General features: G+C 48.4%; 18 protein-coding genes and 1 pseudogene. 10 read left to right on the top strand and 9 right to left on the bottom strand.

The features are described from left to right. Window positions 1-94: 94 nt before the first annotated feature. A complete protein-coding gene (gene dcp, locus A1WG_RS02190) occupies window positions 95-2140 on the bottom strand; it encodes a peptidyl-dipeptidase Dcp (protein ID WP_016242633.1) in 2046 nt (681 codons plus the stop codon). Window positions 2141-2269: 129 nt separating this feature from the next. Between dcp and ydfG the strand changes: the two genes are divergently transcribed. The 3 genes from ydfG (at window position 2270) to ydfZ (ending at window position 4169) form a co-directional block, all read left to right on the top strand. Further along, window positions 2270-3016 (top strand): bifunctional NADP-dependent 3-hydroxy acid dehydrogenase/3-hydroxypropionate dehydrogenase YdfG, encoded by a 747-nt coding sequence (gene ydfG, locus A1WG_RS02195; protein ID WP_000636576.1) that lies wholly within the window; start codon window positions 2270-2272, stop codon window positions 3014-3016. Window positions 3017-3104: 88 nt separating this feature from the next. Then, complete coding sequence (locus tag A1WG_RS02200) at window positions 3105-3791, top strand: GntR family transcriptional regulator (protein WP_000215557.1); 687 nt, start codon at window positions 3105-3107, stop codon at window positions 3789-3791. 174 nt (window positions 3792-3965) lie between these two features. Beyond that, complete coding sequence (gene ydfZ, locus A1WG_RS02205) at window positions 3966-4169, top strand: putative selenium delivery protein YdfZ (RefSeq protein WP_000214710.1); 204 nt, start codon at window positions 3966-3968, stop codon at window positions 4167-4169. A 35-nt stretch (window positions 4170-4204) separates the two neighbouring features. On the opposite strand, the gene A1WG_RS02210 is transcribed toward ydfZ, so the two are convergent. From A1WG_RS02210 to A1WG_RS02225, 4 genes are all read right to left on the bottom strand, one after another. Then, window positions 4205-5665: a mannitol dehydrogenase family protein gene (locus tag A1WG_RS02210; protein WP_001516356.1), complete on the bottom strand. Its 1461-nt coding sequence runs from the start codon at window positions 5663-5665 to the stop codon at window positions 4205-4207. 126 nt (window positions 5666-5791) lie between these two features. Then, complete coding sequence (locus tag A1WG_RS02215; RefSeq protein WP_001516355.1) at window positions 5792-7126, bottom strand: MFS transporter; 1335 nt, start codon at window positions 7124-7126, stop codon at window positions 5792-5794. Between the two features lie 59 nt (window positions 7127-7185). Then, window positions 7186-8400 (bottom strand): starvation-sensing protein RspA, encoded by a 1215-nt coding sequence (rspA, locus tag A1WG_RS02220; protein WP_000706280.1) that lies wholly within the window; start codon window positions 8398-8400, stop codon window positions 7186-7188. Window positions 8401-8615: 215 nt separating this feature from the next. Next, window positions 8616-8942 (bottom strand): YnfA family protein, encoded by a 327-nt coding sequence (locus tag A1WG_RS02225; RefSeq protein ID WP_001516354.1) that lies wholly within the window; start codon window positions 8940-8942, stop codon window positions 8616-8618. Between the two features lie 134 nt (window positions 8943-9076). On the opposite strand from A1WG_RS02225, the gene A1WG_RS02230 reads away from it, so the two are divergent. Both A1WG_RS02230 and speG read left to right on the top strand, forming a co-directional pair. Further along, window positions 9077-9418, top strand: coding sequence for a DUF1283 family protein (locus A1WG_RS02230; RefSeq protein WP_001027860.1), 342 nt, complete (start codon window positions 9077-9079; stop codon window positions 9416-9418). Between the two features lie 34 nt (window positions 9419-9452). Then, entirely contained in the window at window positions 9453-10013 is a 561-nt protein-coding gene (gene speG, locus A1WG_RS02235) for a spermidine N1-acetyltransferase (protein WP_000199502.1), read from the top strand. A gap of 2 nt (window positions 10014-10015) precedes the next feature. Here speG and A1WG_RS02240 read toward each other — a convergent pair whose 3' ends face one another. Then, entirely contained in the window at window positions 10016-10726 is a 711-nt protein-coding gene (locus tag A1WG_RS02240) for a YnfC family lipoprotein (protein ID WP_085947941.1), read from the bottom strand. A gap of 106 nt (window positions 10727-10832) precedes the next feature. Here A1WG_RS02240 and A1WG_RS02245 point away from each other — a divergent pair, with 106 nt between their 5' ends. The 4 genes and pseudogenes from A1WG_RS02245 to clcB all read left to right on the top strand — a co-directional run bounded on the left by A1WG_RS02245 (window position 10833) and on the right by clcB (window position 13479). Then, window positions 10833-11141 carry a DUF1161 domain-containing protein gene (locus tag A1WG_RS02245; protein ID WP_000799836.1) on the top strand — a complete coding sequence of 103 codons (309 nt, stop codon included), beginning with the start codon at window positions 10833-10835 and terminating at the stop codon, window positions 11139-11141. A gap of 147 nt (window positions 11142-11288) precedes the next feature. Further along, window positions 11289-11372 (top strand): annotated as a pseudogene (locus tag A1WG_RS25205) (hypothetical protein); the annotation flags it as partial. A 42-nt stretch (window positions 11373-11414) separates the two neighbouring features. After that, window positions 11415-12029 (top strand): Tat proofreading chaperone DmsD, encoded by a 615-nt coding sequence (gene dmsD, locus A1WG_RS02250; RefSeq protein WP_000148720.1) that lies wholly within the window; start codon window positions 11415-11417, stop codon window positions 12027-12029. A 157-nt stretch (window positions 12030-12186) separates the two neighbouring features. Further along, window positions 12187-13479 (top strand): voltage-gated ClC-type chloride channel ClcB, encoded by a 1293-nt coding sequence (gene clcB, locus A1WG_RS02255; RefSeq protein WP_071985624.1) that lies wholly within the window; start codon window positions 12187-12189, stop codon window positions 13477-13479. On the opposite strand, the gene bioD is transcribed toward clcB, so the two are convergent. From bioD to A1WG_RS02270, 3 genes are all read right to left on the bottom strand, one after another. Beyond that, the gene (gene bioD / locus A1WG_RS02260; protein WP_000919218.1) at window positions 13432-14127 is read right to left on the bottom strand and encodes a dethiobiotin synthase; all 696 of its coding nucleotides are present in this window, start codon (window positions 14125-14127) and stop codon (window positions 13432-13434) included. The two genes, clcB and bioD, sit on opposite strands and share 48 nt — an antisense overlap. A gap of 125 nt (window positions 14128-14252) precedes the next feature. Further along, the gene (gene mlc, locus A1WG_RS02265) at window positions 14253-15473 is read right to left on the bottom strand and encodes a sugar metabolism global transcriptional regulator Mlc (RefSeq protein WP_000225254.1); all 1221 of its coding nucleotides are present in this window, start codon (window positions 15471-15473) and stop codon (window positions 14253-14255) included. A gap of 137 nt (window positions 15474-15610) precedes the next feature. Then, a complete protein-coding gene (locus A1WG_RS02270) occupies window positions 15611-16501 on the bottom strand; it encodes a LysR family transcriptional regulator (protein ID WP_001516353.1) in 891 nt (296 codons plus the stop codon). Window positions 16502-16607: 106 nt separating this feature from the next. Here A1WG_RS02270 and A1WG_RS02275 point away from each other — a divergent pair, with 106 nt between their 5' ends. Then, complete coding sequence (locus A1WG_RS02275; RefSeq protein ID WP_000091861.1) at window positions 16608-17861, top strand: MFS transporter; 1254 nt, start codon at window positions 16608-16610, stop codon at window positions 17859-17861. Window positions 17862-17865 lie beyond the last annotated feature (4 nt).

Raw genomic sequence — 17865 nt, 5'->3', positions numbered from 1 at the left:
ATTCCAGACATAGCAGTGGGAAACTAAAAACAGAAATGAATAACATAGTATATATTGCCCCGGGCAGGAATCAGTCCGGGGCAATATGGGAGAGTTAAACATCCAGCCCGCGATGTTGCAACATTGGTGCAATCTGTGGTGCCTTACCGCGCCATTGACGATACAGACGTTCTAAATCTTCGCTGTTGCCTTTAGATAGGATTGCCTCGCGAAAATATTGCCCATTTTCACGCGTTAATCCGCCCTGCTCAACAAACCACTGATAACCATCGTCTGCCAGCATTTGTGTCCACAGATACGCGTAGTAACCCGCCGCATATCCTCCGCCAAAAATGTGGGCGAAATAACTGCTGCGATAACGTGGCGGTACAGCAGGAAGATCCATATTTTCCGCCACCAGCGCCCGCTGTTCGAAATCGTCCACATCCTGCATCGCCTCATTCTCTTGCAAACAGTGCCAACGCATATCGAGAAGCGCAGCACTAAGCAGTTCGCTCATCTCATAGCCTTTATTGAACAGGCTGGCATCGCGCATTTTCTGTTGCAGAGTTTCCGGCATGGCTTCTCTGGTTTGATAATGTCGGGCATAGCGGGCGAACACCTGCGGATGCGTTGCCCAGTGTTCGTTGATTTGCGACGGAAATTCAACAAAATCACGCGGCGTATTGGTGCCGGAAAGCGTGGCATAACGCTGGCAGGCAAACAGACCATGCAATGTATGTCCAAACTCATGGAATAAGGTAATAACGTCATCCCACAGCAACAAGGCAGGCTCACCAGCAGCGGGTTTTTGATAATTGCAAACGTTATAAATTACCGGGCGCGTTTCATTGAGCGTAGATTGCTCGACAAAATTACCCATCCACGCGCCGCCACTTTTTGAATCACGGGCGAAGAAGTCACCGTAAAATAGCGCCAGTCCAACACCGTTATGATCAAAGATTTCCCAGACCCGCACATCCGGGTGATATACCGGTATATCAAACCGTTCGACAAACTTAATGCCGAAAAGCTGATTGGCGGTCCAGAATACCCCTTCATTCAGTACCGTGTTTAATTCAAAATAAGGTTTGAGTTTCGCCTCATCAAGATCGAATTTCTCACGACGTACCTGTTCGGCGTAAAACGCCCAGTCCCACGGCTGTGCGCTAAAACCGCCTTGCTGTTTTCCGATAACCGCCTGAATAGACGCTAATTCATCGCTCGCACGCTGACGCGCCGCCGGAACAATTTCCCGCATAAAGTTGAGTGCCGCTTCTGGCGTTTTTGCCATCTGGTCGGCTATTTTCCATGCGGCATAATGAGGGAAGCCAAGTAATGTTGCCTGTTGCGCGCGGATCTCCACCAGCCGTTGAATGATAGCGCGGGTATCGTTGGCATCATTTTTTTCCGCACGCGTCCAGGCTGCAGTGAACAGTTTTTCACGTGTGGAACGATCGCGGAGTTCCGCAAGCGCCGGTTGTTGCGTAGTGTTCAGCAGTGGGATAAGCCATTTGTTATCCAGACCTTTCTCGCGAGCCGCCCCGGCCGCCAGAGCAATCTCTTGCTCACTCATGCCTGCCAGTTGCTGAATATCGTCAACCACCACTCCACCGGATTTGTTCGCAGCTAATAAGCGCTGGTTAAACTGACTGGTCAGCGTCGCGGCTTCGGTGTTCAGCACTTTTAATTTTGCTTTATCCGCATCTTCAAGTTGGGCTCCGGCAAGGACAAAACGCTGATGAATAACGTCAACCAGTCTAATGGATTCACTATCAAGCCCCAGGGATCCGCGGCGCTGCCAGACTGCATCCACCCGCGCGAATAATTCGCCGTTCAGATAGATATCATTAGCCAGTTCCGCCAGTTCGGCGGAAAACTGTTCATCAAGACGCTGTAACTCATCGTTGGTATGCGCCGCTGTCATGGCAAAAAAGACGCTGGTGACGCGGGTAAGCAATTCACCGCTCTGTTCCAGCGCCAAAATCGTGTTAGTGAAATCAGGTGTCTGCGGGTTGATCGTGATAGCGGTAATCTCAGCCCGCTTTTGCCGCATCCCCTCGTCGAGGGCCGGACGATAGTGATGATCTGCAATTTGATCAAAACGGGGAGCCAGATACGGCAGTGTGCTTTGCACAAGGAAAGGGTTCATTGTTGTCATTTTCTTCTCCTGAACGCGAGGTGTCCCATAGCGTAGGCTGACTGGTAACGGAGTACAAACCAGTATTACCTGCTCTTAAGCATCACGTGCTATGTTAAGGGACACACAAAAGCGTTGAGGAACAGTGAGATGATCGTTTTAGTAACTGGAGCAACGGCAGGTTTTGGTGAATGCATTACTCGTCGTTTTATTCAACAAGGCCATAAAGTTATCGCTACGGGTCGACGCCAGGAGCGGTTGCAGGAGTTAAAAGACGAGCTGGGCGATAACCTTTATATCGCCCAGCTCGATGTTCGTAATCGCGCCGCTATTGAAGAGATGATGGAATCGCTTCCTGCCGATTGGCGTGACATTGATATTCTGGTGAATAACGCCGGGCTGGCGCTGGGTATGGAACCTGCACATAAAGCCAGTGTCGAAGACTGGGAAACAATGATTGATACCAACAATAAAGGCCTGGTGTATATGACGCGTGCCGTGCTGCCTGGCATGGTTGAGCGTAATCGTGGTCATATTATTAACATTGGTTCAACGGCAGGTAGCTGGCCATATGCTGGTGGCAACGTTTATGGCGCAACAAAAGCATTCGTTCGTCAATTCAGCCTGAATCTGCGTACTGACCTGCATGGCACTGCGGTTCGTGTCACTGACATCGAGCCAGGTCTGGTCGGCGGTACTGAATTTTCCAATGTCCGCTTTAAAGGCGATGACGGTAAAGCGGAAAAAACCTATCAAAACACCGTTGCGCTGACGCCAGAAGATGTCTGTGAAGCCGTCTGGTGGGTGGCGACTCTCCCGGCTCACGTTAACATCAATACTCTGGAAATGATGCCAGTTACCCAGAGCTATGCCGGACTGAATATCCATCGCCATTAATTTTTATACCCGGCCTAACCGCCGGGTTATTGTTTGTCACAAAAAAGTGGTAGACTTGCTCAGTTAACCCACTCAAAAGCAAGAACGAATGACCGTCGAAACACAACTCAATCCCACGCAACCAGTCAATCAACAGATTTATCGTATTCTCCGTCGCGACATTGTGCATTGTCTGATTGCACCGGGTACGCCGTTATCGGAAAAAGAAGTTTCTGTTCGTTTCAATGTGTCGCGCCAGCCAGTTCGTGAAGCCTTCATTAAGCTGGCGGAAAATGGCCTGATTCAAATTCGCCCGCAACGTGGCAGCTACGTCAATAAAATCTCCATGACTCAGGTACGCAACGGTAGTTTTATCCGCCAGGCCATTGAGTGCGCCGTAGTCCGCAGAGCGGCGACCATGATTACCGATAGCCAGTGCTACCTGCTTGAGCAAAATCTCCACCAGCAACGTATAGCCATTGAACGCAAACAACTGGATGATTTTTTTGAACTTGATGATAACTTCCACCAAATCCTGACGCAGATTGCCGACTGTCAGCTCGCGTGGGACACCATTGAAAACCTGAAAGCGACCATTGACCGGGTACGCTATATGAGTTTTGACCACGTCTCGCCACCAGATATGTTGCTACGCCAACACATGGATATTTTTACTGCGCTACAAAAGCATGATGTCACTGCGGTAGAAAAAGCAATGACACTGCATTTGCAGGAAATAAGTGAATCCGTGCAGCAAATCCGCCAGGAAAACAGCGACTGGTTTAGCGAAGAGTAATTCATGTCCTCTCATCCCACCCGGGATGAGACCCCATTCCCTTCTTCTGGTTCATGCAAGCATCAAAAAAGATGTGAACTTGATCATAAACAAAAAAATATTCACTCGACAGGAGTATTTATATTGCGCCCGTTACGTGGGCTTCGACTGTAAATCAGAAAGGAGAAAACACCTATGACGACCTACGATCGTAACCGTAACGCAATCACCACTGGCAGCCGTGTTATGGTTAGCGGCACCGGTCACACTGGCAAGATCCTGTCGATTGATACTGAAGGTCTGACCGCAGAGCAAATCCGCCGCGGAAAAACCGTGGTTGTTGAAGGTTGTGATGAAAAACTCGCGCCTCTGGACCTGATTCGTCTCGGCATGAACTAAGCGTGTGAATGCCGCCGATGGCGGCATTGCTGTTTTTACGCCACGGTATATTTTGCCACGGTTGCTTTCGCGCCTTCAGTCAATAAAGACAAATACGCCTCTGTTACTTTATCTGTGAATAAAGCATTGTTCGGCAAATCGTTACCAAAGATCGCCTCAATCGCTATCAATGCCCGCACGCGTTCTTTCCCTTCCTCACTATTTTGTACGGTCTGCTGGATCACAGACAATAACGGGTCGCTGATCTCAATTGGATTACCCAGCTCATCTACACCGCCGACATAACGCATCCAACCCGCGACACCAAGCGCCAGGAGATTAAATGAACTGCCATGCGCTAAATGCCAGCGCACAGAATCCAGCATACGTTGCGGCAGTTTCTGACTACCATCCATCGCAATCTGCCAGGTCCGATGGCGTAAAGCAGGGTTACTGTAGCGCTCAATCAATCGGTTAGCATAATCTTGCAGATCCACCCCCTGCACTTTCAGCGTCGGTGCCTGTTCCTGCAACATTAATGTAAGCGCTGCACGGCGATAATTATCATCTTCCATACAATCATTAATATGCTGATAACCCGCCAGATATCCCAGATAAGCCAGGAAGGAATGGCTGCCGTTGAGCATACGCAGTTTCATCTCTTCATATGGCAGTACATCACTAACCAGTTCGGCTCCCGCTTTTTCCCATTCCGGGCGTCCGGCAACAAAGTTATCTTCAATCACCCACTGGCGGAAAGGTTCACAGGCAACACCTGCCGGATCACGCACACCGGCGAATTGTTCGATTTTATCCAGTGTTTCTGCCGTGACCGCGGGTACAATGCGATCCACCATTGTCGATGGGAAAGTCACGTTTTCTACAATCCATTGCGCCAGTTTTTCGTCGACAGCACGCGCATAAGAAGTGACAACGTCACGCATGACATGACCATTCTCAGGCATGTTATCGCACGACATCACCGTAAATGCCTGTAACCCTGCCGCTTTACGTCGTGCCAACGCCTCGACGATAACCCCTGGTGCCGTTTTGGGCTGGTGAGGATTGTTCAGATCAGCGACGATCATTGGGTGATCCAACATTAACTGGCCGCTCGCCGGTGAGTGGAAATAACCTTTCTCCGTAATTGTCAGGGAGACAATAGAAATTTGCGGTTCACACATGGCAGCCAGTACCGCTTCCAAACCGTCGATTTGCACATGCAGCGCTTTTTTCACTACGCCAATGACACGAGCAGTCCAGGCATCTGCGGACATCTCCGCAACGGTATAGAGATTATCTTGCTGCTTTAGATCGACGATTTGCTGTTCCCCGCCGATTAAGTTGACCTCATAATATCCCCAGTCACTGAAATGTTCAGCGGCAAGAATATCGGCATACACGCCTTGATGCGCGCGATGAAATGCGCCAAAACCTAAATGAACAATTCGAGGTATCAAATTATTACGCTCATAGACAGGAAGCGTAGCCTTCGCTGATAACAAATTATTTCCCATGATCCCATATCCTAATTGTCAATAATATTCTTGACTATATGTAATTCTGCTTTACACATTTAACAATAAAACGCTTACATGCCTCATAAAAATCAAGGTGACACTTGTCACCTTGAATAATTTATATTAATGCTTTGCCCACTCCTGATATTCTGATTTTAATTTTCGTGGCGCAGTTTCTGGCATCAGAATCAAACCACCAATAGAAATAACACCAAGGACAATCACATAAATAGCCATGCCATAATAATGACCACCGGTAACCTGAAGGATTTTTACTGCAACCAACCCCAATACTCCGCTACCTATTAATGAACCTAATTGCCAAATTAGAGCAATACCACTGCACAGAATATGGGTTGGGAATAACTCAGGGAAAAAAGATGCCTGCGGTGCATAACACATGCTATGACCAAAACTAATGACAATTATCATTACCAACTGTGTTAGCCAGAAGTTATCTTGATTGATAGCCAGGAAAAAAGGAATAATCATGATAACTTGTAATAAAGCGCCCATAATATAAACAGGTTTACGACCAATCTTGTCACAAAGCGCCCCCATTAAAGGAATTGCGAACACTTCTATAATGACGGCGACAATCATCGTCTCCATTAAAATATTAGCATCCAGATTGTTAGCTTTCCCGTAAGCCAATACAATTACAGTAAACATCGCGAATGTACAGGCTTCAATCAGTTTTGCGCAAACGCCTTTTGCTACAATGCCAGGATAATCACGTATAACTTCAATTAGAGGGCGAGACTCCTCTGCTTTTGTTTCCCTAATTTGAGCAAATACAGGAGACTCATCAATTTTTAAACGAATAAATAATCCTACGATTACAAGTAACAGGCTCAATAAAAATGGAATACGCCAACCATAGTCCATCATCGCTTCTGGAGTTAACGTCGCATTGAGTATTGCGAATAATGCCATCGGAAGTAAAAAGCCTACTGGAGCACCAATCTGAACCCAACTGGCAAAAAAACCACGTCGTTTGGGCTCAGCATATTCAGCAGTCATCAATACAGCACCAGCCTGTTCGCCTCCAACCCCAAAACCTTGTAAGACTCGTATAAATATTAATAATGCCGGAGCCCATATACCGATCTCTTCATAGGTTGGTAGTAACCCAATGCAAAAAGTGCCCAATCCAACAATTAAGATCGTAATAACCAATGCTTTTTTTCTTCCGACTTTATCACCTATATGCCCAAATACAATCCCTCCCAGAGGTCGAGCAAGAAAGCCAACAGCATATGTGGCAAACGCGGCCAGTGTACTAATTAAAGGATCATCACTGGGGAAAAATAAATGACCGAAAAATAATACTGCCGCTGTGCCATAAGCAAAAAAATCGTAGTATTCAGCAGCAGTACCAATCGCTGAAGCCGACGCAACACGTCGAACGACAGGTGTATTTTTGATTTCATTTTTTATATCGACGGAACTAACCATAAAAATATACCTTTGTAGGATTGAGGAATAATCAACATCCATGTCGCAAGTTTTTTACCTTACCAGTTCCATAACGTGCCATCTTCCAGACGTGCGACTGGCAGATAAGCAGGTTCGTAGGGATATTTCGCCGCCAGCTTTTCATCGAACTCGATGCCAATACCTGGCTTGTCACCCGGATGCATATAGCCGTTATCGAAGCTCCAGTTGTGCGGGAACACTTCGAGCATTTGTTCTGAGTAGCCCATGTATTCTTGTACGCCAAAATTCGGCACCCACAGGTCAAAGTGCAAAGCCGCAGCCATGCAGACTGGTGACAAATCGGAAGGGCCGTGTGAGCCTGTGCGCACCTGATAAAGCGAAGCAAAATCCGCAATCCGACGCATACCGGTAATGCCGCCTGCATGGGTCAGCGTGGTACGGATATAGTCGATAAGTTGCTCTTCAATGAGCTGTTTGCAGTCCCAAATGCTATTGAATACTTCACCCACCGCAATTGGCGTGACGGTATGTTGGCGAATCAGACGGAAACACTCCTGGTTTTCTGCGGGGGTCGGATCTTCCATCCAGAACATGCGAAAATCTTCAATGCTTTTACCAAAGCGCGCCGCTTCAATAGGCGTTAAGCGATGATGCATGTCATGCAGCAAATGTTCATCAAAACCAAACTTGTTACGTACCGCGTCGAACAGTTTTGGCATGAAGTCGAGATATTTTTCCGTTGACCACAACTGCTCTTCTGGCCACTGCCCTTTGGTCGCAGGTTCATAGGCCTGCCCTTTTCCTTTGGACATACCGTAAGTCGTTTTCATGCCAGGAATACCGCACTGCACGCGGATGGCCTTGAATCCCAGTTCCTGATGACGGGCATAATCATCCAGTGCCTCATCAATACTGTGACCGGTGGTATGGCAATAGACCATCACCCCTTCGCGAGACGCGCCGCCGAGTAACTGGTAAAGTGGCATGTTGGCAGCTTTGGCTTTAATGTCCCATAGCGCCATATCAACGGCTGAAATGGCCGACATAGTCACCGGACCGCGACGCCAGTAAGCGCCTTTATAGAAAAACTGCCAGATATCTTCGATACGGTGGGCATCGCGGCCTATAAGTTGCGGACACAGGTGATCCTGCAAATAGGACGCAACGGAAAGCTCGCGTCCGTTGAGAGTGGCATCACCAAGACCGGTAATACCGTCCTCGGTGGTGATTTTTAAGGTGACGAAATTACGCCCCGGACAGGTAACAAAAACTTCAGCCCCTACAATCTTCATGTTCTATTCCTTGCATCGCTTATCGTGATGCATGAAATCTACGCAACTGAGCTACTACCATACAAGTATGAAGATCAAAAAAAGCCAGAACGATCACAAAAAAAAGCGCATATTTGCGCCATGAATAGTTCTAAAAATAGTCAAAGCTTATTGTTTTTCAGTGCCCTGAAAACGCGTATGTCATTGATAATAAAATATCTTATAGACCAGAAAAATCAGGCACGTCCCCAGCCAGCAACAATAATCAACATACCGCAAAGCGCAATTATCGCGCCTGTCCAGTCGTAGAGACTGAGCTTCACCCCATCCACCACACGCAGCCAAATCAACGCCGTACAGACATAAACGCCACCATAAGCCGCATAAACTCGCCCACTTGCTGCGGGATGTAACGTTAACAGCCAGACAAACAGCGCCAGGGAAATCCCCGCCGGAACCAACAGCCAGACGCTGGCATTTCGTTTCAGCCATAACCAGGGTAAAAAGCAACCCATGATTTCACACAGGGCAGTAACAAAAAACAGTAACGTTGTTTTAATCATCTTTGTCACTTATTGACATCATGTATATTTATAGGGCGACATAATATCATCAACATATACATCCTTCTGTTACGTTTCGTGTTCACAGTGGATCGTGTAAAATCGCCTTTAATCATTCATACAAGGAATGAATCATGAATATCACTCTCTGCAAAAAACTCAGCCTGCTCGCTTTTCTGCTGCCTTGCGCACTGGCATTTAGCGCAACTACTCATGCAGAAACTAACAAACTGGTGATTGAATCTGGCGACAGCGCACAGAGTCGCCAGCAGGCGGCGATGGAAAAAGAGCAATGGAATGACACGCGTAATCTGCGTCAGAAAGTCAACAAACGCACCGAGAAAGAATGGGATAAAGCTGACGCCGCATTCGATAACCGCGATAAATGTGAGCAGAGTGCCAACATTAATGCCTACTGGGAGCCGAATACTTTACGCTGTCTGGACCGTCGTACTGGCCGCGTAATCATCCCCTAACCTGTTATTGATATAAGGAATGTAAGGACACGTTATGACAAGCGCCCACAGTGTTAAGCTACGTCCGCTGGAGCGTGAAGATTTACGCTATGTGCATCAACTCGACAATAACGCCAGCGTAATGCGTTACTGGTTTGAGGAACCCTACGAAGCCTTCGTTGAACTCTCTGATCTGTACGATAAACATATTCACGATCAGAGTGAACGCCGTTTCGTCGTGGAATGTGATGGCGAAAAAGCCGGTCTGGTAGAGCTGGTGGAAATTAACCACGTCCATCGCCGCGCTGAATTTCAGATAATCATCTCCCCGGAATACCAGGGTAAAGGTCTGGCAACCCGCGCCGCGACATTAGCGATGGATTATGGCTTCACTGTTCTTAATCTCTATAAACTTTATCTGATCGTCGATAAAGAGAATGAAAAAGCGATTCATATTTACCGTAAGCTCGGTTTTACGGTCGAAGGTGAACTGATGCATGAATTCTTTATTAACGGTCAATATCGCAATGCCATTCGCATGTGCATATTCCAGCATCAGTATCTGGCGGAACATAAAACGCAGGGGCAGACTCTACTGAAACCGACCGCGCAATAGCATTAATAATAATCAATGGTATTTTTGATGGTGTAAACCCGTTCGACAGCGGGTTTTTCCCCCTCATCCACAATGATTAATTGGCAGTCCACCGGATTGGCGTGGCTGTCATATTCACAGGTCTGCCTGATATTACCAACCTGTTGATTATTCAGCAAAGTAATGGCCGTATAATCGAGTTTTTTGATCGGATCCTTTGACGGTGTCGCGGTGACAGATAACGTTTTGTCGTTGCTTATTGTCGTTTTACCCAGCGGATACCCCTGGCCATCATACCGATACTCCATCTTCATCTGTTTACTGCTGGCTTTAACCACGAAGCCATTATCATCGGTTTCCCAACTCACCCCTGCGGAAGGTAATTCCGCTAACTGACATTTCCCCTGTAAACGTACTCGCTTCTCCAGCGTCTGTGCATCACGGTAATAATTTGCGTCTAACACCAGGGCAACTACTGTATTATTCTCCAGATCCAGCAATTCGAGAGAATCAAAACAGCCTTCTTCCGATAAAGTACCTGAAACGCGCTTCGTTACTTCCCCTTGCTCATTTATTAATGTCTGAGTGAAATCCTTAACCGGACCACGCAGCGGATCAAAATCGAATTCATTAGAGAAACTGGCCATCTCTGGCGTAAAAGAGAGCGTTACTTCTGTGCGGTCACATCCTGTAAGCGTTATCGCGAGCAAACATGGCAGTAATTTGGCATTCACATCAGTCACCTGACAGTAAAGATGATTCTCAATCATAGTAGCAAATACAGTAATTTACACGTGAAATGCTATGCTTAGGTAGTAATATTCATGTAAGGAGCCAATGATGAAAAACGTCGCCTGTAGTGCCGCACTTCTGCTCGCCCTGGCCTCATCCACAGTGCTCGCCGCGTCGGATTCTTGTGAGCGTATAAAAAGCGATATTTCACAGCGCATTATCAATAACGGCGTCCCGGAAAGCAGCTTCACTTTAAGTATTGTGCCGAATGATCAGGTTGATCAGCCTGATTCACAGGTCGTCGGGCATTGTGCCAACGACACGCATAAAATTCTCTATACCCGCACCACCAGCGGTAATGTTTCTGCCCACTCTCAACCAACCCATGATAGTGGCCCTGCCGAACCGCAGCAATAAACCTGTGGCTGCCTGATACGACGCTTACGCGTCTTATCAGGTCTACGTCCAGGTCTGGCGCGTGTGGTATTGTTATGCACTGGTCTAAGATGCAGGCTGTGTTCACTAATCCACGCCATAACCCTTGCCGGGTTTGTGCGGGAATGAATCCTCATACCTGATGGCGAGATGATCGGGCGTGCGCTCTTTTATGGCCTGCATATGACCGTCGGAATGGCCGTCGCAGGTTAACAAATTAGTGCGGGTTACCCCGCACGTTTCAGGATGATAAGAATGACGCATTTTTCACAACAAGATAATTTTTCTGTCGCGGCGCGCGTGCTGGGCGCGCTGTTTTATTACGCTCCAGAGAGTGCAGAAGCCTCTCCGCTGGTTTCTGCGTTAACCGGCGACGGCTGGGATACCCAGTGGCCCTTGTCACAAACGTCATTAGCACCGCTGGTAACGACTTTTAAGGAAGAGTGTGAAGAGTCGCGTAATCAGGCCTGGCAACGGCTGTTTGTCGGCCCGTATGCGCTACCGTCACCGCCGTGGGGATCTGTCTGGCTGGATCGCGAATCGGTGCTGTTTGGCGATTCTACATTGGCGCTCCGTCAATGGATGCGCGAAAAAGGCATTCAGTTTGAAATGAAACAAAACGAACCGGAAGATCATTTTGGTTCACTGCTATTGATGGCAGCATGGCTGGCAGAGAACGGTCGCCAGACCGAGTGCGAAGAATTGCTGGCGTGGCACCTTTTACCGTGGTCGACACGTTTTCTTGAGGTGTTTATCGAAAAAGCAGAACACCCTTTTTATCGCTCACTCGGTGAGCTGGCCCGTTTAACACTGGCACAATGGCAGTCACAATTGTTAATTCCTGTCGCGGTTAAGCCTCTGTTTCGTTGAATAATCGTTAGTATGACCGAAAGGCGGTAACTGCACGCCTTTCGGATAAAATAAGTGACAACGTCACGATTAATTTCTCATAAAGCACATACAGCTTTTGCTCCAGACCCCTTTTCCCGCAAAATAGATGCCTGTGTTTAATTTGCCATTTCTGCTCATGCATCATCTACACATCTACCCGGATCTACGCACCATGTTCCGCCGTCTGTTTATTGCGACGGTGATCGGTATTCTCGCGGCTCTTGCCGTCGCAGGGTTTCATCATGCGATGCTGTTGCTGGAGTGGTTGTTCCTGAACAATGATTCCGGAAGTCTGGTTAATGCTGCCATGAACCTTTCGCCGTGGCGTCGCCTGCTAACTCCGGCACTTGGCGGACTGGCAGCAGGTCTATTGCTGATGGGATGGCAGAAATTCACGCAACAACGCCCTCACGCGCCTACCGATTATATGGAGGCATTACAAACCGATGGGCAGTTTGATTATGCCACCAGTCTGGTCAAATCTTTCGCGTCTTTGCTGGTGGTGACGAGCGGCAGTGCCATTGGACGTGAAGGTGCGATGATCCTGTTGGCAGCGCTTGCCGCCTCCTGGTTTGCACAACGTCTTACACCGCGTGAAGAGTGGAAATTGTGGATTGCCTGTGGCGCTGCTGCGGGGATGGCTGCGGCCTATCGCGCCCCGCTTGCCGGAAGTTTGTTTATTGCTGAAGTGCTGTTTGGCACCATGATGCTGGCCTCTCTCGGTCCGGTGGTAATTTCCGCCGTAGTGGCACTGCTTGTCAGCCATCTTCTTAATAATAGCGATGCTTTGCTCTACAGCGTGCAACTCTCAGTAATAGTTAAGACCCGTGACTATGCGCTGATTATTAGTACTGGTGTACTGATGGGACTGTGCGGTCCACTGTTTTTAAAGCTAATGAACGCCAGTCATCGGGGCTTTGTTAATCTCAAACTTGCGCCCCCCTGGCAACTGGCATTGGGAGGTTTGATCGTGGGACTGCTTTCCCTGCTCACACCGGCTGTGTGGGGCAACGGCTATAGTACGGTACAATCCTTTTTAACTGCCCCGCCACTGCTTACGGTCATTGCAGGGATCTTTCTTTGCAAACTTTTTGCCGTGCTGGCCAGCAGTGGTTCCGGCGCGCCAGGCGGTGTGTTTACGCCAACACTATTTATCGGACTGGCTATTGGTATGCTGTATGGTCGTAGCCTGGGGTTATGGCTTCCTGGCGGAGAAGAAATTACGCTGTTACTCGGGCTAACCGGGATGGCAACACTACTGGCTGCAACCACGCATGCGCCAATTATGTCGACATTGATGATATGCGAAATGACCGGGGAGTATCAGCTACTCCCCGGTTTATTAATTGCTTGTGTGATTGCGTCAGTAACGTCGCGGACGTTACACCGTGACTCTATCTACCGCCAACACACTGCGCAGCATGGGTAAGCGGATGTATTGCCCCAGTTCACGCTGTTCTGCGCGCGGCAAATAAGGCAGTTCGCCAATGAGCGGTGCCGGGAGTTTTTTACCCAATACATCTATGATTTCAGCGTAATGTGCTAACCCTGGGTTGATACGGTTAGCCACCCAGCCAATGAGCGGAAGACCATCGTTCGCAATCGCCTGTGCGGTCAGAAGCGCATGGTTAATACAGCCTTCCTGAATGCCCACCACCATCAACACCGGTAGCTGCTCCTGAACCACCCATTCAGAAAGCGGACGCAGGTCATTCATCAGACTACGCCAGCCGCCAGTGCCTTCGACCACCACATGGTCGACTTTATTCGTCAGGTTAGCCAGACCATTTGAAATGAGGGTGTAATTGATCGGGCAACTGTGCGCCACACTACTTTCTTCTTCGCTTAACGCAATGGGATTGACTGCTTCATAAGGCAGTTCAATAGATGAAACACTCTGCAACACCAGGGCATCTTTATTACGTAGCCCATCGGGTGTCTCTTTGCTCCCCTTCGCTACGGGTTTATACCCCGCAACCGTTTTTCCCTGGGAGGCTAACGCTTGTAGCAATGCGCGGGAAACCACCGTTTTCCCTACAGAAGTGTCTGTACCTGTTATAAAGAAACGCTTCAGCATCACTAACTCCACCGTTATGCTTCACAAATATAAGCCAGGAAAATAATTCAACTTTGGAAGTCTAAGTTATGCTTTCCTGCCCCAATTTGAGATAGCGCAAATTTTGGTAGAACAGTTAAAAAATGTTAACCCTGCAACAGACGAATCAACAAAGAACCGTTATACATAGCGTCTTTTACCAATGCGGCTCCCGCCATCGTCCCCTGATTAGAAAACTGAGTGCTTTCGACGCTAATGTGCTGGCTGTAGGCAGGAAGCGCCTGCTGACGGATGCTGTCAGAAATGACAGGGAACAGGATTTCTGCCGCTTTGCTTAACGGCGAACCAATCAGTATTTTTTGTGGGTTAAATAAATTCACCATGATGGCAAGAATGCGCCCAACATGCGCCCCCACACCGGTAATAATATCTTTTGCCAGCAGATCGCCCCGCAGTGCCGCCTGGCACAATGAGTCCACGGTTAACGGCTGTCCGTGTAACATCGAACTCATGGATTGATTCAAACGTAATTGCGCCAGTTCAAGAATGCTGTCAACACTGGCGATGGTTTCCAGGCAGCCGTGGTTACCGCAATAACAGCGTTTTCCATAGGGGTCGACCTGAGTGTGGCCTATCTCCACAAGGCTACTGCTTCCTGCGTGTAACAGATGACCATCGGTAATCACACCCGCTCCCACATTGTGATCGATAACCACCTGAATCACATCGCGCGCTCCGCGGGATGCGCCGAACAAGGCCTCGGCCATCGTCCATGCGCTGATATCATGCTGAATATAAACCGGTACACCGGTATGCTGCTCAAGCGCTTCACCGAGCGGCATCTCTTTTACGTCCTCGTAGAACGGCATACGATGTACAATACCATTTTCCGTATCAATAATTCCCGGCATGGTAATGGCAATAGAAGTCAGGCGCTCGAGTTTTTTCTGATGGCGAATAAAAAACTGATCAATATGAGTAATGATGCGATCCAACAGCGGTAATTCATCCTGCAGCGCCAACTCCAGCGAGTCTTCCACCACCAACTTGCTGCTTAAATCACGCAGTGCAAGAAAAATCTCGCCACGACTAATACGCAAAGAAAGATAGTGCCAGGCTTCCGTTTCTACTACCAACCCCACCGCCGGACGGCCACGGTTTCCAGCCTCTTTAATTTCCAGCTCTTGCACCAGGTGCGCTTCAAGCATTTCGCGGACAATTTTGGTAATACTGGCTGGCGCGAGCTGCGCCATGCGAGAAAGGTCGATACGCGAAATGGGACCAAGCTGATCAATCAGGCGATATACAGCACCTGCGTTGGTCTGCTTTATTTGATCAATGTGCCCCGGCTGGTTTTCAGCAACCACCTCATACTCCCTATATTTTCGCGCTCCGAAATAATCTGTAGGCTATGGTGAAGCACTTCAATGCGTAACGTCAAATTTTTACTTAGCCATGTGATTGACAGCACATTTTTCGTGATTTTTTGCTGAATTTTTCCTCATCAGAGAGCATTCAGTAGCTGAATACGAAAGTTACGTGCTGCCGGGCTTTGTTCATGATGTTTTGGCCAAACCAGCCACATCTCAGAAACCGCATCCTCTTCCGCAATAGATACCCAACGCATTTCATTGAGTTGTACGCGTTTGAAAGAAGCGGGCAAAATCGAAACGCCAAGACCCGCGGAAACCAGGCCGATGATAGTCATCGCCTCGCCGACTTCCTGGGTGATGACTGGGGTGAGATTGTAACGTCGCATCAGGCCGAGAATGTCATCATACAGCCCCGTCCCTACGTGCGGATCAAAAAAAACAAAGGGTTCTTTTGCCAGTTCTGCCAGCGTTACATTCGATTTATTGGCCAAAGGATGATCATGCGGGATCATCGCCATAAGTGGTTCATGCACAATGACCGCGTGGTCCAGCGTCTCCGGCAACACAGTATTTCGTAGCAACCCCATATCCAGCGTCCCTTCGATAAGGGGTGCTATTTGCTCGCGGGTGTTCATCTCGCGTGTCTGCAAATGAACATCAGGAAATTCGCGACGAAACAGCGATAAGGTATCAGATACTGCGCGAATAAATGGCGCTGATGAGGTAAAGCCAATGCGTAACTCTCCTGCCTCTCCCTGATGCAGGCGTTCAGCGCGAGCGGCAGCGTCATCCACCATAGACAGGATTTGCCGACTATCAGCAAGGAACTGCTTCCCTGCTGCCGTCAGCATTACGCTGCGATTGGTTCGTGCCAGCAGTCGCGCGCCAATTTGTTGCTCCAGTATCTGAATCTGCTGGCTTAGCGGCGGTTGTGAAATATTCAGTCGGGCAGCAGCGCGACCAAAATGCAGCTCTTCCGCAACAGCAATGAAGTAACGAAGGTGGCGCAATTCAATATTCATATTTTAAACATCTTATTTGAGACTATTAATATATTAGACATAACAATTCGATTTTCCTAATCTATTCCTAATCCCACATCACGGGCATATTTAGCAAGGATTTCAAGTGAGTCGTACTACAACTGTTGATGGCACTCCGGCAAGTGACACTGACAAGAAAAACCTTTCCCGGACAAACGAATTCATTAAACGCGGTACGCCGCAATTTATGCGTGTTACTCTGGCTCTATTCTCGGCCGGGCTGGCAACCTTTGCGCTTCTTTATTGTGTGCAGCCTATTCTTCCGGTGCTTTCGCAAGAATTTGGCTTAACGCCTGCTAACAGTAGTATTTCACTGTCAATTTCAACGATCATGCTTGCCATTGGTTTACTATTTACTGGCCCACTTTCCGATGCCATAGGTCGCAAGCCGGTGATGGTGACGGCACTACTGTTGGCCTCCATCTGCACGTTACTTTCGACGATGATGACTAGCTGGCACGGTATTTTGATTATGCGCGCCTTGATTGGTCTGTCGTTAAGCGGCGTAGCTGCCGTTGGCATGACCTACCTTAGCGAAGAGATCCACCCCAGTTTTGTGGCATTTTCAATGGGGCTGTACATCAGCGGCAACTCAATTGGCGGTATGAGTGGGCGCTTAATCAGCGGGGTATTTACTGACTTCTTTAACTGGCGAATTGCTCTGGCGGTTATTGGCTGTTTCGCTCTGACCTCAGCGTTAATGTTCTGGAAAATCCTCCCGGAGTCACGCCATTTCCGCCCATCCTCGTTGCGCCCAAAAACGCTGTTTATTAACTTCCGTCTGCACTGCCGTGATCAGGGATTACCCTTATTATTCGTCGAAGGTTTTTTGCTGATGGGGTCGTTCGTCACTCTGTTTAATTACATTGGTTATCGGTTGATGCTTCCCCCCTGGCATGTCAGTCAGGCCGTGGTTGGCTTATTATCGCTAGTCTATTTGACTGGCACCTGGAGTTCGCCAAAAGCAGGCACCATGACTACCCGCTTCGGTCGTGGTCCGGTGATGTTATTTTCGACAGGTGTCATGCTTTTTGGCCTTCTCCTGACATTGTTCAACCCACTGTGGTTGATTTTTGCCGGTATGATGCTTTTCTCTACAGGATTCTTTGCCGCTCACTCTGTCGCCAGTAGCTGGATTGGCCCACGTGCTAAACGCGCCAGAGGCCAGGCTTCCTCGCTGTATCTATTTTGTTACTATCTGGGTTCAAGTATTGCAGGGACATTAGGTGGCGTCTTCTGGCATAACTATGGCTGGAACGGCGTCGGTGCATTTATTGCCGTGATGTTGGTGGTCGCTATTCTGGTCGGAACACGTTTACATCATCGCCTGCACGCCTGAAAAA

The organism is Escherichia sp. KTE96 (assembly GCF_000408525.1).
In the GTDB taxonomy this organism is placed as follows: Bacteria; Pseudomonadota; Gammaproteobacteria; order Enterobacterales; family Enterobacteriaceae; genus Escherichia; species Escherichia marmotae.
This window is presented reverse-complemented; position numbering and strand designations above follow the sequence as displayed.

Excerpts from the sequence above, each read along its gene's own strand:
- dcp (WP_016242633.1), bottom strand. The coding sequence starts at position 2,140 with ATGACAACAATGAACCCTTTCCTTGTGCAAAGCACACTGCCGTATCTG.
- ydfG (WP_000636576.1), top strand. The coding sequence starts at position 2,270 with ATGATCGTTTTAGTAACTGGAGCAACGGCAGGTTTTGGTGAATGCATT.
- A1WG_RS02200 (WP_000215557.1), top strand. The coding sequence starts at position 3,105 with ATGACCGTCGAAACACAACTCAATCCCACGCAACCAGTCAATCAACAG.
- ydfZ (WP_000214710.1), top strand. The coding sequence starts at position 3,966 with ATGACGACCTACGATCGTAACCGTAACGCAATCACCACTGGCAGCCGT.
- A1WG_RS02210 (WP_001516356.1), bottom strand. The coding sequence starts at position 5,665 with ATGGGAAATAATTTGTTATCAGCGAAGGCTACGCTTCCTGTCTATGAG.
- A1WG_RS02215 (WP_001516355.1), bottom strand. The coding sequence starts at position 7,126 with ATGGTTAGTTCCGTCGATATAAAAAATGAAATCAAAAATACACCTGTC.
- rspA (WP_000706280.1), bottom strand. The coding sequence starts at position 8,400 with ATGAAGATTGTAGGGGCTGAAGTTTTTGTTACCTGTCCGGGGCGTAAT.
- A1WG_RS02225 (WP_001516354.1), bottom strand. The coding sequence starts at position 8,942 with ATGATTAAAACAACGTTACTGTTTTTTGTTACTGCCCTGTGTGAAATC.
- A1WG_RS02230 (WP_001027860.1), top strand. The coding sequence starts at position 9,077 with ATGAATATCACTCTCTGCAAAAAACTCAGCCTGCTCGCTTTTCTGCTG.
- speG (WP_000199502.1), top strand. The coding sequence starts at position 9,453 with ATGACAAGCGCCCACAGTGTTAAGCTACGTCCGCTGGAGCGTGAAGAT.
- A1WG_RS02245 (WP_000799836.1), top strand. The coding sequence starts at position 10,833 with ATGAAAAACGTCGCCTGTAGTGCCGCACTTCTGCTCGCCCTGGCCTCA.
- dmsD (WP_000148720.1), top strand. The coding sequence starts at position 11,415 with ATGACGCATTTTTCACAACAAGATAATTTTTCTGTCGCGGCGCGCGTG.
- clcB (WP_071985624.1), top strand. The coding sequence starts at position 12,187 with ATGCATCATCTACACATCTACCCGGATCTACGCACCATGTTCCGCCGT.
- bioD (WP_000919218.1), bottom strand. The coding sequence starts at position 14,127 with ATGCTGAAGCGTTTCTTTATAACAGGTACAGACACTTCTGTAGGGAAA.
- A1WG_RS02270 (WP_001516353.1), bottom strand. The coding sequence starts at position 16,501 with ATGAATATTGAATTGCGCCACCTTCGTTACTTCATTGCTGTTGCGGAA.